This window comes from Bacillus sp. YBsi01 (assembly GCF_038406745.1).
Lineage (GTDB): Bacteria > Bacillota > Bacilli > Bacillales > Bacillaceae > Bacillus > Bacillus siamensis.
Window position 1 is genome coordinate 925,812 of the sequence record NZ_CP151679.1, and the last position, 15,303, is coordinate 941,114.

Annotated in this window: 14 protein-coding genes and 2 pseudogenes; 14 read left to right on the forward strand and 2 right to left on the reverse strand. The window is 39.9% G+C overall.

Annotated elements, in window-relative coordinates; translation table 11 throughout:
* The first annotated feature begins 236 nt into the window (after positions 1–236).
* From xylA to ppsA, 3 genes are all read left to right on the forward strand, one after another.
* Positions 237–1,574, forward strand: coding sequence for a xylose isomerase (gene xylA / locus AADZ70_RS04770; protein WP_045926673.1), 1,338 nt, complete (start codon positions 237–239; stop codon positions 1,572–1,574).
* A 115-nt stretch (positions 1,575–1,689) separates the two neighbouring features.
* Positions 1,690–3,192: a xylulokinase gene (xylB, locus tag AADZ70_RS04775; RefSeq protein WP_342007795.1), complete on the forward strand. Its 1,503-nt coding sequence runs from the start codon at positions 1,690–1,692 to the stop codon at positions 3,190–3,192.
* 374 nt (positions 3,193–3,566) lie between these two features.
* Positions 3,567–6,164, forward strand: a complete 2,598-nt coding sequence (ppsA, locus tag AADZ70_RS04780) for a phosphoenolpyruvate synthase (RefSeq protein WP_342007796.1) — start codon at positions 3,567–3,569, stop codon at positions 6,162–6,164.
* 231 nt (positions 6,165–6,395) lie between these two features.
* Here the strand turns inward: ppsA and AADZ70_RS04785 are convergent, their stop codons facing one another.
* Entirely contained in the window at positions 6,396–6,491 is a 96-nt protein-coding gene (locus tag AADZ70_RS04785; RefSeq protein ID WP_016936006.1) for a YjcZ family sporulation protein, read from the reverse strand.
* Positions 6,492–6,966: 475 nt separating this feature from the next.
* Between AADZ70_RS04785 and AADZ70_RS04790 the strand changes: the two genes are divergently transcribed.
* The 3 genes from AADZ70_RS04790 (at position 6,967) to AADZ70_RS04800 (ending at position 8,984) form a co-directional block, all read left to right on the forward strand.
* Positions 6,967–7,152, forward strand: coding sequence for a hypothetical protein (locus AADZ70_RS04790; protein ID WP_016936005.1), 186 nt, complete (start codon positions 6,967–6,969; stop codon positions 7,150–7,152).
* 352 nt (positions 7,153–7,504) lie between these two features.
* Positions 7,505–8,419 carry a YafY family protein gene (locus AADZ70_RS04795; RefSeq protein ID WP_342007797.1) on the forward strand — a complete coding sequence of 305 codons (915 nt, stop codon included), beginning with the start codon at positions 7,505–7,507 and terminating at the stop codon, positions 8,417–8,419.
* Between the two features lie 64 nt (positions 8,420–8,483).
* Complete coding sequence (locus AADZ70_RS04800; protein ID WP_342007798.1) at positions 8,484–8,984, forward strand: DinB family protein; 501 nt, start codon at positions 8,484–8,486, stop codon at positions 8,982–8,984.
* 113 nt (positions 8,985–9,097) lie between these two features.
* Here AADZ70_RS04800 and adhP read toward each other — a convergent pair whose 3' ends face one another.
* Entirely contained in the window at positions 9,098–10,114 is a 1,017-nt protein-coding gene (gene adhP / locus AADZ70_RS04805; RefSeq protein WP_342007799.1) for an alcohol dehydrogenase AdhP, read from the reverse strand.
* A gap of 266 nt (positions 10,115–10,380) precedes the next feature.
* Between adhP and AADZ70_RS04810 the strand changes: the two genes are divergently transcribed.
* The 8 genes and pseudogenes from AADZ70_RS04810 to AADZ70_RS04845 all read left to right on the forward strand — a co-directional run bounded on the left by AADZ70_RS04810 (position 10,381) and on the right by AADZ70_RS04845 (position 15,190).
* Positions 10,381–11,013 (forward strand): carbonate dehydratase, encoded by a 633-nt coding sequence (locus tag AADZ70_RS04810; RefSeq protein ID WP_342008042.1) that lies wholly within the window; start codon positions 10,381–10,383, stop codon positions 11,011–11,013.
* Positions 11,014–11,252: 239 nt separating this feature from the next.
* Entirely contained in the window at positions 11,253–11,366 is a 114-nt protein-coding gene (locus tag AADZ70_RS04815; RefSeq protein WP_064778960.1) for a hypothetical protein, read from the forward strand.
* A gap of 52 nt (positions 11,367–11,418) precedes the next feature.
* Complete coding sequence (locus AADZ70_RS04820) at positions 11,419–11,709, forward strand: YozQ family protein (RefSeq protein ID WP_342007800.1); 291 nt, start codon at positions 11,419–11,421, stop codon at positions 11,707–11,709.
* 306 nt (positions 11,710–12,015) lie between these two features.
* Entirely contained in the window at positions 12,016–12,435 is a 420-nt protein-coding gene (locus tag AADZ70_RS04825) for a UPF0715 family protein (RefSeq protein ID WP_342007801.1), read from the forward strand.
* 48 nt (positions 12,436–12,483) lie between these two features.
* Positions 12,484–13,245: pseudogene (locus AADZ70_RS04830) on the forward strand (GNAT family N-acetyltransferase).
* Positions 13,246–13,418: 173 nt separating this feature from the next.
* On the forward strand, positions 13,419–13,961 hold the full coding sequence (locus AADZ70_RS04835) for a GNAT family protein (RefSeq protein WP_342007802.1): 543 nt from the start codon (positions 13,419–13,421) through the stop codon (positions 13,959–13,961).
* A 190-nt stretch (positions 13,962–14,151) separates the two neighbouring features.
* A pseudogene (locus AADZ70_RS04840) lies at positions 14,152–14,235 on the forward strand (hypothetical protein); the annotation flags it as partial.
* 307 nt (positions 14,236–14,542) lie between these two features.
* Positions 14,543–15,190, forward strand: a complete 648-nt coding sequence (locus AADZ70_RS04845) for a DUF3885 domain-containing protein (protein WP_342007803.1) — start codon at positions 14,543–14,545, stop codon at positions 15,188–15,190.
* Positions 15,191–15,303: the final 113 nt, after the last annotated feature.

Consider the following 15,303-nt stretch of genomic DNA (forward strand, 5'->3'; position numbering starts at 1 on the left):
CCACTCCATTTGTATAATCTTTAAATTAAGTTGAGTTTTCTGTGTTATCATGCGAAGCGTCACACATAGCGAATCCAACCTTATTATATCTAATGTATTCGTGAAAAACTAAAAAAAATATTGAAAATACTGATGAGGTTATATAAGATGAAAATATGTTAGTTTGTTTAAGCAACAAACTAACATGCGAATATGACATAAAATGCGCTTGAATTTATTTTTAAGGGGGAAATGTCATGGCTCAGTCTCATTCCGGTACAGCCGGCTATTTTGAAAGCGTAAACAAAGTGATTTATGAAGGGAAAGATTCCACGAATCCTTTAGCATTTAAATATTATAATCCTCAAGAAGTAATCGGCGGAAAGACAATGAAAGAGCACCTGCGGTTTTCTATTGCTTATTGGCATACATTTACCGCTGACGGTACAGACATGTTTGGAGCAGCTACGATGCAAAGACCGTGGGATCATTATAAAAGCATGGATCTGGCGAGAGCGAGGGTAGAAGCAGCATTTGAGATGTTTGAAAAACTGGATGCGCCATTTTTTGCTTTCCATGACCGGGATATCGCACCTGAAGGAAGTACGTTAAAAGAGACAAATCAAAATTTAGATATTATCGTGAGCATGATGAAAGAATACATGAGAACGAGCGGCGTGAAGCTATTATGGAATACTGCAAACATGTTCACGAATCCCCGTTTCGTCCATGGTGCCGCGACTTCTTGCAATGCAGATGTGTTTGCGTATGCCGCAGCACAAGTAAAAAAAGGGCTGGAAACAGCAAAAGAGCTTGGCGCCGAAAACTATGTATTTTGGGGCGGACGTGAAGGATACGAAACATTGTTAAATACGGATTTAAAATTTGAGCTTGATAATTTGGCCAGATTCATGCATATGGCAGTGGATTATGCGAAGGAAATCGAGTATACGGGGCAATTTTTGATTGAACCAAAACCAAAAGAGCCGACCACTCATCAATATGATACAGATGCGGCAACAACTATTGCCTTTTTGAAGCAATATGGCTTAGACAGTCATTTTAAATTAAATCTCGAAGCCAATCATGCCACATTAGCCGGGCATACATTCGAACATGAATTACGAATGGCGAGAGTGCATGGCCTTCTTGGATCTGTTGATGCGAACCAAGGTGATCCGCTGTTAGGCTGGGACACAGATGAATTTCCGACAGATTTATATTCTGCGACATTAGCCATGTACGAAATCCTGCAAAATGGCGGCCTTGGAAGCGGCGGATTAAACTTTGACGCAAAGGTCAGAAGATCTTCTTTTGAGCCTGATGATTTACTTTATGCCCATGTTGCTGGGATGGATGCATTTGCAAGGGGATTGAAAGTCGCTCACAAATTAATCGAAGACCGTGTGTTTGAAGATGTGATTCAGCATCGTTACCGCAGCTTTACCGAAGGGATCGGTCTTGAAATTGCAGAAGGAAGAGCTGATTTTAAGACACTTGAGCAATATGCGCTAAACAATCAGCCAATTAAAAACGAATCAGGGAGACAGGAGCGGTTAAAAGCGATATTGAACCAATACATTTTAGAGGTATAACAAAGAAGCTTGATCCGCTAAAAAGTTTTAGCAGGGAAAGCCGAGCTGCCCCGGAACTTCCCGTTCTGGCGGGGAGTTTCAATGGGGATCTATTGAGAGGGAAAGGAGTGAAAAAATGAAGTATGTCATTGGGATAGATCTTGGAACGAGCGCCGTTAAAACCATTTTAGTCAATCAAAACGGCAAGGTTTGTGCAGAAACGTCCAAAAGATATCCGCTTATTCAAGAGAAGGCGGGGTATAGTGAGCAAAATCCCGAAGACTGGGTGCAGCAAACAATTGATGCCTTGGCTGAATTGGTTTATGAATCCGGTGTTCAAGCCGAAGATATAGACGGGATAAGCTATTCAGGACAAATGCATGGGTTAGTCCTGCTTGACCAAGATGGGCAGGTGCTGCGTCATGCGATTCTTTGGAATGATACCCGAACGACGCCTCAATGTATGAGGATGACCGAGACATCTGGCGATCATCTGCTTGATATCACAAAAAACTGTGTCCTGGAAGGGTTTACATTGCCTAAAATGTTATGGGTGAAGGAACATGAGCCTGAACTTTTTAAAAAAACTGCTGTTTTTTTGCTTCCGAAAGACTATGTGAGATTCCGTATGACCGGTGCCATTCACACTGAATACTCCGATGCAGCGGGAACGTTACTTTTAGATATTACCCGCAAGGAGTGGAGCGATGATATTTGCAATCAATTTGGTATTTCTGCAGATATTTGTCCTCCGCTTGTTGAATCCCATGATTGTGCAGGATCGCTGCTTCCGAACGTCGCGGCGGAGACAGGGCTGATGGAACAAACAAAAGTGTATGCCGGGGGAGCAGATAATGCTTGCGGTGCAATTGGAGCCGGTATTCTTTCATCCGGAAAAACATTATGCAGTATTGGGACGTCAGGGGTCATACTTTCCTGTGAAGAAGACAAAGAAAGGGACTTTAAAGGGAAAGTGCACTTTTTTAATCATGGAAAAAAGGATTCTTTTTATACGATGGGAGTCACACTCGCTGCTGGATACAGCTTAGACTGGTTTAAAAGAACGTTTGCGCCAAACGAATCGTTTGAACAATTATTGGATGGGGTGGAAGCTATTCCGATAGGAGCAAATGGACTGCTGTATACTCCTTATTTGGTTGGTGAAAGAACGCCGCATGCTGATTCATCTATTCGGGGAAGCTTGATCGGAATGGATGCGGCCCATAAAAGAGAGCATGTTATGAGGGCGGTAATGGAAGGCATCACATTCTCTTTGAATGAATCAATTGAGCTATTCCGCGAAGCGGGAAAATCAGTTGATTCAGTTGTCTCTATTGGCGGGGGAGCTAAAAATGTAACGTGGCTTCAAATGCAAGCTGATATTTTCAATACGCGGGTGATTAAGTTAGAAAACGAACAAGGTCCCGCCATGGGAGCTGCTATGTTAGCTGCCTTCGGGAGCGGGTGGTTTGAATCCCTTGAAGAATGTGCAGAGCAATTCATACGTGAGGCTGCTGTATTCTATCCGGAAGAACAAAATGTTCAAAAATATAAAATACTATTCGATTTGTATAAGAACATTTACACTCACACAAAGGATCTCAATACAGCATTGAAGAGTTTTCGGGAAAATGAATGATAAGTGCGGTTCGTCAAGAGAGTGTTTTTGCCGGGAGATCAATGAAAAACAATTAACAGCTAAAAAGCTTTGATGGCAAAGCTGCTTATAAATAATGTCATTTGTCGGAGGAAACAGATAATCATTCGGACTCCGTGGGGATACCTTTTTGCAATGGATTCACAGCTATCATTCAACTTCAGGAGTTCCTTAGGAAATTAAAAAAGAACCCCGCCAAATTGGCCAGGTTCTTTTTATATTGCACAAAAACAGACACGGTGATATAATCAGATCACGCGTGCTTTCTGTGTGAAAAGTCATAGTCACCCATCTTATATTATGATTATATCATGCTGAAAAGCTCTTGTCAATTTTTTTTGAAGGGGAGATATAGAATGAGTTCTTTGGTTCTCGGTATTCACGAAATTGAAAAAACACAGCCTTTGCTCGTTGGAGGAAAAGGGTTGCATTTAGGGGGATTATCAAAAATTCAAGGAATACAAGTACCAGAAGGCTTTTGTGTCACAACAGCAGGATATCAAAAAGCCATTGAACAAAACGAAACGTTACAAGCGCTGTTGGATCAACTGACCATGCTGAAAGTGGAGAATCGGGATCAAATCGGTAAAATCAGCAGGGAAATTCGGCAAACCATTATGGAAGCAGAAATTCCTTCCGATGTAGTTAAAGCAGTTGCTTGCTATCTCTCCCGGTATGGCGAAGAACATGCCTATGCCGTGCGTTCTAGTGCGACTGCTGAAGATTTACCGCACGCCTCTTTTGCCGGTCAGCAAGACACCTATTTAAATATTACCGGTGTCGATGCAATCTTGCAGCATATCAGTAAATGTTGGGCGTCCCTATTTACTGATCGCGCGGTCATTTACCGTATGCAAAATGGATTTGATCACAGCCAAGTTTATTTATCCGTTATCATCCAAAGGATGGTTTTCCCTCAGGCTTCGGGGATCTTATTTACCGCTGATCCGGTGACCGGAAACCGAAAGCTGCTATCCATTGATGCCGGTTTTGGACTTGGTGAAGCACTGGTCTCTGGCTTGGTATCCGCCGATTGTTATAAAGTACAGGACGGGCAAATCGTCGATAAGAGAATAGAAACTAAAAAAAAGGCTGTCTATGGACGAAAAGAAGGCGGAACGGAAACACAAGCGATTGATCTTGATCAGCAAAAGATTCAAACACTGACTGATGAACAAATTTTACAGCTGGCACGTATCGGGAGGCAGATCGAAGCTCATTTCGGCCAGCCGCAAGATATCGAATGGTGTTTGGACCGCGATACTTTTTATATTGTCCAGAGTCGTCCGATCACAACGTTATACCCCGTTCCTGAAGCGAACGATCAAGAAAATCACGTCTATATCTCTGTTGGTCATCAACAAATGATGACGGATCCCATAAAACCCCTTGGATTATCTTTTTTTCTATTGACGACTTCTGCACCCATGCGTAAAGCCGGCGGTAGGCTATTTGTTGATGTCACACATCATCTGGCATCCCCTAAAGTCAGAGAAGTTTTCTTAAAAGGCATGGGGCAGCACGATCCGCTCTTAAAAGACGCACTTATGACCATAATAGAGCGACGTGATTTCATTAAGCCGATACCTGATAAAACGGCACCGATTCCCGGAAAAGGCAATGCCGATATGCCGGATCAAACTGAAAACGATCCGGCAATTGTTTCTGATTTGATTAAGAGCAGTGAAACATCGATAGAAGCTTTAAAACAAAACATCCAGACGAAATCAGGATCTGATTTATTTCGTTTTATTTTGGATGATATCCAGGAATTAAAGAAGATTTTATTTAACCCAAAAAGTTCGGTGTTAATTCGAACTGCAATGGATGCTTCATCATGGATTAACGAAAAAATGAACGAGTGGTTAGGTGAAAAAAACGCAGCAGACACGCTTTCTCAATCTGTACCCCATAATATTACTTCAGAAATGGGGCTTGCGCTATTGGACGTCGCCGATGTGATCCGTCCTTATCCAGAAATAATTGCTTATTTAGAGGATGTAAAAGATGATTCCTTTTTGGATGAGCTGGTGAAATTTGAAGGCGGACAGGAAATCCATGACGCCATCTATGCTTTCCTCAACAAGTACGGAATGCGATGTGCCGGAGAAATTGATATGACAAGAACTCGATGGAGCGAAAAACCAACTGCACTTGTCCCTATGATTCTTAATAATCTCAAAAACTTTGAGCCAAATGCCAGCCGGCAGAAATTTGAGCAAGGGCGGCAGGAGGCATTGAAGAAAGAACAAGAGTTATTAGATCGATTGAAGCAATTACCGGATGGTGAACAAAAAGCCAAAGAAACCGAACGAATGATCCGCATCATCCGGAACTTCAGCGGCTTCAGAGAATATCCAAAATACGGAATGGTCAGCCGCTATTTTGTTTATAAGCAGGCTTTACTGAAAGAAGCCGAACAACTCGCTGAACCGGGTATTATTCAAGAAAAAGAAGACATATACTATCTTACTTTTGAAGAACTTCAAGAAGTCGTACGCACAAATATATTGGATTACCAAATCATCAGTACACGAAAAGACGAGTACAAAGTATATGAAAGACTATCTCCGCCGCGTGTTATCACGTCTGACGGCGAAATCGTTACAGGCGAGTACAAACGAGACAATCTCCCGGCCGGAGCGATTGCAGGGCTTCCTGTTTCCTCGGGAGTCATAGAGGGGCGGGCACGTGTTATTTTAAACATGGAAGATGCCAATTTGGAAGAAGGAGATATATTAGTTACCACCTTTACCGATCCCAGCTGGACACCATTGTTTGTATCCATAAAAGGCCTGGTCACTGAAGTTGGCGGACTGATGACCCATGGAGCGGTTATAGCGCGTGAATACGGCTTACCTGCAGTTGTTGGAGTTGAAAATGCAACCCAATTGATAAAAGATGGGCAACGAATCCGCGTACATGGAACAGAAGGCTGTATTGAAATATTATAATAGCGGGTGTTTGCAGCGGGACATCAAGTATTCCCCGCATTTGTACCAATGGTAATAACAAAGGTCGAACAATAAGAAAAGCCGGAACCTCTTAAATGAGGAGTCCGGCTTTTTTTATGCGAAAATGACTTAATGTCAAAAGTGAAAACGCCATAAAAAGATCTTATGGCGTCTGTCCGAACTGTGAGATGCAATTTTCTTGGGAGACGAATATGGTTCGTCAATGTGCTATTAAAGGAAAGCAGCACCTACAATGATTAACAAAATGAAAAGCACAACGATCAAGACGAAAGTGCTTCCGCCATAATTTCCACCGTAGTATCCCATATTGCCACCTCCTCTTGTTAGGATAGTATATACTATGCCGCACGATAAATTTCGACATGGATTTTAGTCTAAAGGAGAAAAAATGAAGTTTTTGTCTAAATGAAGGGCTGATGAATGAAATATCATTTTCGGTTCTCCTTAGGCTATGGCATGTTTAGTTGAGAGTAAGAACCTTTAGGATATGCCGTTTTACTTCACGATGGAAGCGAAGTTATCCTCGCACGAAATGAATTAGATAATGAGAAATAATCCAAGAAAGAATGATTCATCATTTCCCGGGCAAGCGCAGTATACGACAAATAACAAGTATTTTCCTTTTTCCGTTTTGGAAGGGGACGCATTAAAGTGAACGAACAAGATTGGACACAGGGGAAGGTGATGCCTGTTGGGCGGGCACAGATCAACCGGAACGAAGTGAAACTTTTATAAAGCAGTAACGTATTACTTTTATAAAGATAAATAAGGGGGCTTCTGAATGGGATTAAAACATTTCTTTAATATAGAGTTAAAATGCTCCATCTGCGGGAAAACATTAAAATCTGGTGATGGGCTGACAGCTCATATTACCCTTCCGAGTGAGAAGATGATGCCTGTGGGGAGAATGGACAAAGTGTTAAGTAAATTCGCTGATAAGGTTTACTGTAAAAAGTGTAGTGAGTAGATCGTCAGTGTCATGAGGAAGCTCTGGCGGGTTTCCTCATGATATATATCTGTCAATTCAAATTAGAAAAAAGCGAAATTGTAATGACTAAAGTAGACAAAGAACCCAAGGATACCAAAGAGATCATTTTTCGTTTACTTTGCTTTTTGGAAGGTTTGCTTAGTTCGTGGATCACTGCACCCCATAAAAGCATGGATGCTAGAATAATAAGACTCATATGTAACAGTGCTCCTTTGCTTGTTTTAAGAAATTTTACCATCTATAAGGCGGAAATGTCGATGAAATGAACAAAACAAGATCTTAATAACTATTACCGCTGATCTTAATCAATGATGAGGAAAGGAATTGAGAGTTGAAATTAGAACGTTTATTATCAATCATATTCAAGCTCTTACATAATGAAATTTTATCTGCTTCCAGTTTAGCTGATGAATTTCAAGTATCATCGCGGACAATTTATAGAGATATCGAAGCGATTTGTGCTGCTGGAATACCGATCGTTTCATATCAAGGTGCTAACGGCGGTTTCGGGATTATGAAAGGATACAAATTTGATAAAAGTTTAATCGGATCTCACGATGTATTAAATCTTATCACTGTATTAAGCAGTTTATCGAGTCTTTTTGAAGATAGGGAAGTTGAACATACGATAGATAGATTAAAATCTCTGGATACTAGCGGCAACAACAGAACGTTGTATGTTGAGTTGGAAAGCCTTAGAACAGAACCGAATTCCTTAAGGCATCTGCGAAAAGCTATACATGAAAAAAAGGTGGTACGCTTTGATTATGTCAGCAATAAAAATGAATTTACCTCACGTGAAGCAGAACCAATCCATCTCCATTATAAGTTCCGTAATTGGTATGTATATGGTTACTGCAGAGAACGTCAAGATGTTAGAGAATTTAAAGTATCACGTATGATGAATATAACGCTGACTCAAGAGGAGTTTATGCACAGTCACAAAGTGAAAGATGATTCATCTTATTCAGACTCCAATGCGGAAGGGTTTGAGGATGTTGTCATTTGGGTTAATCCCAATTCTCTGGCAAAAGCTTTAGATCAATTTCAGAACGCGTCTAAAGTTATGAACAGTGATGGAAGTATGACGTTTACCATTTCTGTTTATCAGCCTCTGCATGCCGGATGGCTTATATCAATTCTCTTAAGCTTTGGCAGCGGAGCTAAAATGATAAAACCGGTGCAGCTGCAATCAAAATTAATCGCTGAAGCCAAAAAAATAATGAGAGTTTATCAAGATGTATGACGATCTGCTGTCATATATCTTTTTTTATAATCATAAGTATCAACTTTAAAGGAGAAGATGTTAAATGAACCATGCAAAAAATATGTATCATTACCATGTTTGGGCGAATAAAGCGTTATTAGAAAGAATAAAGGAATTACCAAGTAACGTTCTTTATGAAGAAGTTCGCGGTTCATATCCTACAATTGCTCAAACGTTCAGTCACATCTGCGCGGTGGATGCTATGTGGCTGCAAGTACTTAAAGGAATAGACATGCAGGAAGCAGTGGAAGGTTCTGCGGCTTATGCAGAAAGGACTCATTTATATTCTGCAGATGAATTTGCGGCGTCTTATGATGAACTGGCTTCACAGTTTGAAGAATGGATGAATAACCAAACAGATTTAGAACAAAAAATGAACTTACATAATCCTTGGTTAGGTTCCAGAGAAACTGCTTACTCAGAAATTTTATTCCATGTTGCCAATCATGGCACTTATCATCGGGGCAGCATAACAGCTATGTTAAGACAGCAGGGTTACGCTTCAGCAATGAATGACCTTGTATTATATTGGTATCAGGATTAGTTCAGTACTTGCAAAATGCCCGCCGATTGGTCAGAACTAAAATGACAAAGGTGAGGGCGCTGTGCAAGAATAGAGCTCAAAGGCTGCCGTATCATTCCCGGCAGCCTTAATCATTAGGAAGTAAAATCTATAACCATACGGCCGGTCACTTTCCCTTGCTCCATTTCTTCAAATATATCATTCACGTCTTCAATCGGGCGTTTTGTCACTTTAGGTACAACTTTACCGTCTGCAGCAAATTGAAAAGCTTCCCTCAGGTCTTCTCTGGTTCCTACTAATGAACCTACTACTTGAATACCATCTAACACAAGACGGGGAATATCTAATTCCATCTTGTCGACCGGTAAACCGACAGCCACTACACGCGCACCGGCTTTTACAACATCAATCGCTTGATTGAAAGGGATTTTTGAGACAGCAGTAATGACCGCGGCATCCAGACCTAAATCGCCGGTCACTTCTTTAGCCTTCTTGACAGGGTCTTCGTTTAAACTGTTTACAACCGCGTCAGCGCCTAAGCTCTTAGCAAAGTTCAGTTTTTCATCGCTAATGTCGAAAGCAATCACTTTAGCGTTAAAGACATTTTTTGCATATTGAACAGCCAAGTTGCCCAAACCGCCGACTCCAAATACACCGATCCACTGACCGGGTTTAATTTCACTGACTTTTACTGCTTTATAAGTTGTGACACCTGCGCAGCTAATGCTGCTTGCGGCTGCCGGATCTAAATGTTCAGGCACTTTCACTGCATAATCAACCGCCACAATTGCTTCTTCAGCCATTGCGCCATCAACTGTATAGCCGGCATTTTTCACATCCCGGCACAAGGTTTCACGGCCTGTTAAGCAATATTCACAGCGGCCGCAGCTTTCAAACATCCACGCAATGGAGACGCGGTCTCCTTTTTTCAGGTTTGTTACGCCTTCACCAATCTCGGTTACAATGCCTACTCCCTCATGACCTAAAGTGACGCCTGTCACATCCCCGAAATCAGCATTTTTAACATGCAAGTCAGTATGACATACACCGCAGTATTCCATCTTAACTTTGGCTTCACCGTGTCGCAAAGGACGCAATTCTTTTTGTACGATCGCTATATTTTTGTCCTTCGTTGCTACTACTGCTTTCACAACATACACCCCTTTCAAATATTTGCAGAAAATTGGTACTTATCGTACAATTTAGCACAATACTCTTCTTTTGAAAACCCTTACATAACTTTGCAGACAAGTATCTCTAAAAATTTATTGAGGGCGCACGCTATAAAGATACTAGAAATTATTTGTTATCCGAATAGTGTTTAAATAGGAGTTTGTCGTCTCTCTATGAACGGAATTTACATAGTATATATAATAGTACGTTTTCAAAGGAGGTCTTTTTTTTGAGTGATAGAAAGCTGACGGAAGAAAACCTTGATAATCACCAGCCCGCTAACTTTGCGCCATTTATCAGCCCTAATCCTGTTACATCATTTAATCCGGTTCGGAGATACCCTAAAATTGACAAAACATCATTCATCAGTCCATTTTCCAGTGTGATAGGAGACGTGAGAATAAAGGACAATGTTTATGTCGGGCCGAATGCTGCTGTTCGCGCAGATGAAGGGACGCCCTTTTATATTGGGTCAAATACAAACCTTCAAGATGGGGTCATTTTACATGGTTTGTTAAAACAATTTGTTTCAGTCAAAGATAGGGCATATTCCATTTATATCGGAAACAATGTAAGTGTCGGACATGATGCCCTTATTCATGGCCCTTGTTATCTTGGAAATTACACGTTCGTCGGTTTTAAAGCCATCGTGTTCAATGCGATTGTAGGCAAAGGATCATTTATTTCATACAATGCTGCCATAACAAATGGTGTACGGATTGCACCGAATCGGTTCGTTCCTCCCGGTGCCGACATAGATACACAAGAAAAAGCTAACAGACTCAGAAGAGTGACAGAAGAGGAACGTGAATTTGCACGGGAAGTGCAACGCGTCAATCAAGAATTTCCCGCTTCTTATCATGCGTTATTTAGTTGAAGCAAAAACTGATAACTCCCCATCTCGGAAGGAGGGGATTTTTTATGAAGTGCGGTTATTGGGTGTGATGGGCTGATTGATAAGGAGAATTTATAGGCAAAGGTTATCTTTGAAAGCCTTAATTCAAAGCGATTGTCTGAAGCTTCTTTTTAAGAAAATCCACCGAATAGTGTATGAATATAATTCCCATAGACACAATAAGAACGGTCTATATTCTATTTGAAAGGGAGTGAGAACCAGTGAGCAAAAAAGGAATCCAAAATTCAAGCATTGAACAATTAAAAAAAGACCATGAGACCGAAACCGCTTTTAAAGCAGATGATCCCAAAAAAGTTCAAACCAAAAACAAATGAAAACACTTAGTTACACCCGTCAAACAAAATTGATCAATATGGAGTGAACAACATGGCTGAACAACATGGCGCAGACAGACCGGACGATTACAAAAGATTTTCTTCTTTGGACAAGGACTTTGATTTTCAGCAGCAATCTTTAGCCGGCGATACCAAAGCAAACCAGGCAGACACGGAAACACAAACTCATCATAAAAAAACTGACACAACAAATACGGAAGGGAAATATTTTGACACATCAGATTATGAGGGAAATACGCAACTGGAAAAAGGATTGGCTGAAACACATGAACAGGTCAGCGATGACTATTTTGAAGGAACGATTGATCAAAATTTGGAATAGTCATATAACGGAACTTTCTTGCAGAAGTCAGTTCCGTTATATTGATACTTACCGGTAAGCTGGTACGGTGATGCAATTAAAGATTACAAAAAAAGCCGGCTGCGGTGACATGTGATTAAGGGCTTTGGATTTGAATATGATGAATCGGATGAAGATTATAGTCAAGGTATCTCCTTGACCTTTTTTATGGGCAAAAAAAGATTTCAAAAAATATAGATCTTTTAAAGTGATCAATATATACTGATTTAAATAACAGGAAGAAAATGAAAAATTAGAGAACTGAATTTTAAAAAGCGGGTGAAATAAATGGAAGGGGCAGCGCGGAGCAGCTTAAAATGTTATGCTTTCACATTGGCGTTTTCAAGCATGTCTTTTGGTCTTGTTTTTGGATTGTATATGTTTGTATACTCGGGTTTTGTGCCATTCGCATTAGTCACTGTAGTTATCATTGCTTTTTACGCTTTCGTCACTTACTTTTTATTTGCTGTTCCTGTGCAATTTTGGTTAAGAAAGAAGCCGAAAAAGTGTAGTTTGATTCATCTTTTCATTTATACAGCAGTCGCTTTTTTAGCTGTGTTCTTGTTCTGGTGCATGGGTAGTCAGTCCATTGATGTTAGAGTTTTCGAGAATTTCATTTATTACATGATGAGCATTACTGCTGCGTTAATCTATTGGTTTTGGGACTCTATATTTCTGCGAAAGCAGTTTTTTATAGAAAAATCATGAGCTTAACAATTTCGGGTTAAACGCTGATCTTGGAATGGGGAGATCATAATGGAATACATTGAATTGAAAAAGGACAATATTGATGACAATCATATTTGCTGCGCACTAGGTGCGAAACAATATGAGAAGGCCGTAACGGAAAAGAAAAGCTGGCTTAAAGATCGAATGGCTGATGGTTTGGTGTTTTATCGATTAAACGAGCGGGCAAAAGTTTTTATTGAATATTTACCTGCAGAAAAAGCGTGGGTTCCGATAAGCGCTCCTAATTTTATGTATATTAATTGTCTTTGGGTCTCGGGGAGATATAAGAACAGCGGACATGCGAAACACTTGTTAGATAAATGTGCGGAAGATGCCAAATCCCGCCGTATGGATGGAATTGTTCATATAGTTGGTAAGAAAAAACTTCCCTATTTAAGTGATAAGCATTTCTTCGAGCATATGGGATTTACTTTGTAAGATGAAGCAAAACCCTATTTTCAGTTAATGTCATTGATCTGGAATGAGCATGCAGCTCCTCCTGTATTTAAAAAACAGGTTAAAAGTTGTTCTTTTAATGATGAGGGGATCACAATATTTTATACAGCTCAATGTCCATTCGCAGTCGGAGTGTTAGAGGATTTGAAGGAACTGACTGAAAAGAAAGGGCTTCATTTTCAGGCTCATCGATTATCCTCCAAAGATAAGGCCCAAACATCACCGGCAATCTGGACAACTTTCAGCGTGTTTTATAATGGAGAATTTCTCACTCATGAAATGATGAGCGTGAATAAGTTTGAAAAGTTACTCAATAAGCTTTTAATGGCTTAACTGGTTCTTCTCCCTATTCTGGGTAATGAGGTTCATTAAAAAAAACCGTCAGCATTAAACATTATTGATTTGGACAAAAATGATAACATATATAGTACAAATAGATTGAGATCGTTCTTTAACAAACGGGCGAGGCCTGTTGAAGAAACATTTCAAAAAAAGGAGACTAACAAATGCAAAAAATTGAAACCCCACGCTTAGTTTTAAGAAATTTTAGCGAGGAAGATTCGCACGGCCTTTTGGAATATTCGGCACATCCGAGAGTGAACTGCTTTCTTGATGACAGAATTTCTACGATAGAAGAAGCAGTCTTAAACGTTCAAAAAAGAAGCAGAGATGATTCTTATATTGCTGTTTGTTTAAAAGAGAGTAATGATCTGATCGGGGAACTATTTTATTTAAAAGAAGAGCCTGATACATATTCCGTTTGTTGGAATTTCAATGCTCGATTTGAAGGGGTGGGATACGCCAGTGAAAGTGCAAAGGCTTTCTTTGAGTATCTCTTTATGCAAAAAGAAGCAAGAAGACTTTATGCATATGTTGAAGATGATAATGACAAGTCACAAAAATTATGTGAAAGATTAGGTATGCGTAAAGAAGGTTATTTTATTGAGTTTATTTCATTTACAAAATATGAGGATGGAACACCCAAATATGAAAACACTTTCCAATACGCCCTGCTAAAGAAAGAATGGTTAAAGCAAAAACATAGTTAACGCAAAAAAACTCGCCGAGGGCAGTTTTTTTGCGTTTAAGTTAAATCCTTCAATAAATTTACCGATATTACCAATAGATTACGGAATTGAAAAATGCTTAGTTTAGTAACGATCAAATGAGATTCAGGTTTGGAAAAGCAGTGAAAATCATTTATCGTAAAGTTGTTAAATTCGAGAGAGGGTGAATGTGATGGAAAGCCTAAATAACTCTTACAATATCACGAAAGATCCAAAGTTTTTAGCATTTTGCAGTTTAGCGACAGAAGGTGCAGGAAGTCGTTCGAATCAGTTTTTTCTCGATTTTCTAAATTGATCCGGATCCATAAAAGAGCCACTGCTGCTTATGTATAAGAAAGTAATACCCTGGAAATGTGTAAAAATTAATGAGCAGCTTCGGAAATGGAAGGATCCGCAGTGGAGGTGAGCTTGTGAAAAAAGGATCAGGATGGATGTGACCAGCATCCACCTTGATCAATGGGGTTCACAGTGTTCTATTTCATTGTATTCCAATCGGAATAATATTACAAGGGCGAAAAAGTAAAAAGTGGGTCGATCATTAACAGAAAGTGAGAATGTTTTGAATGAAAATAAAGGATTACCTGAAGGAAAGGTTTCCGGCTTTAAAATTAGTGCCCGGCATTTATCATCAATGGGACGTGGGAATTCATTTTTCTCTCGGCGGCAATATGTATCAATTTAATGAAAGCGGTGAGCTGAATCTTGAGTATTTTCAGTGTGTCCATCATCAAATCATCGAAATTTTTAATGAGCTGTTTGAACAAAACGATGACTTATTCCTTGTTGCAAACATATATAAGCACAAAACTCTAGGTGATGACGCCAGAAAATTAAAAATTTATCAGCCGTTTCTGAAGTGCAAGGATGATTTATATCGGATTCAAGTGGAGACCTGTCCGTATCCGTTTGAAGAAGATGATGCAGAAGAATACGAGATGCAGCAGTTTTCTTTATTATGTAAACGGAAGGATTTACATATTACCCAATTACTTAAGGCAGCTGCTCACGAAGATTTTCCGTTGAAGCCAAGATTCGGGGGTTGCACCGTTGATTATCCCGATGTTTTCTTTGTGAATATTGCAAAAGACATTATTTTCTTTGTATATGATGACAGAGGGTGTGAAGTTATCGCCCTTGATGCCGGAAGATTACGTGCGCTTTATGACCAATATCACGATTGGATTGAAAGTGAACGCATGCATTCGAATTAGCTTTTTCGAGGTGTGTTCTTACTTGCGCGGTTTCGCATTTGTACGTGAGGAATGTAACGGAACTTCTGGGTGCTAAGATGCTGTATTTATTTGGATGAATTCCATTTTGCAAA

Coding starts and splice junctions, on each gene's coding strand:
- xylA (WP_045926673.1), top strand. CDS start 237: ATGGCTCAGTCTCATTCCGGTACAGCCGGCTATTTTGAAAGCGTAAAC.
- xylB (WP_342007795.1), top strand. CDS start 1,690: ATGAAGTATGTCATTGGGATAGATCTTGGAACGAGCGCCGTTAAAACC.
- ppsA (WP_342007796.1), top strand. CDS start 3,567: ATGAGTTCTTTGGTTCTCGGTATTCACGAAATTGAAAAAACACAGCCT.
- AADZ70_RS04785 (WP_016936006.1), bottom strand. CDS start 6,491: ATGGGATACTACGGTGGAAATTATGGCGGAAGCACTTTCGTCTTGATC.
- AADZ70_RS04790 (WP_016936005.1), top strand. CDS start 6,967: ATGGGATTAAAACATTTCTTTAATATAGAGTTAAAATGCTCCATCTGC.
- AADZ70_RS04800 (WP_342007798.1), top strand. CDS start 8,484: ATGAACCATGCAAAAAATATGTATCATTACCATGTTTGGGCGAATAAA.
- AADZ70_RS04820 (WP_342007800.1), top strand. CDS start 11,419: ATGGCTGAACAACATGGCGCAGACAGACCGGACGATTACAAAAGATTT.
- AADZ70_RS04825 (WP_342007801.1), top strand. CDS start 12,016: ATGGAAGGGGCAGCGCGGAGCAGCTTAAAATGTTATGCTTTCACATTG.
- AADZ70_RS04835 (WP_342007802.1), top strand. CDS start 13,419: ATGCAAAAAATTGAAACCCCACGCTTAGTTTTAAGAAATTTTAGCGAG.
- AADZ70_RS04845 (WP_342007803.1), top strand. CDS start 14,543: ATGAAAATAAAGGATTACCTGAAGGAAAGGTTTCCGGCTTTAAAATTA.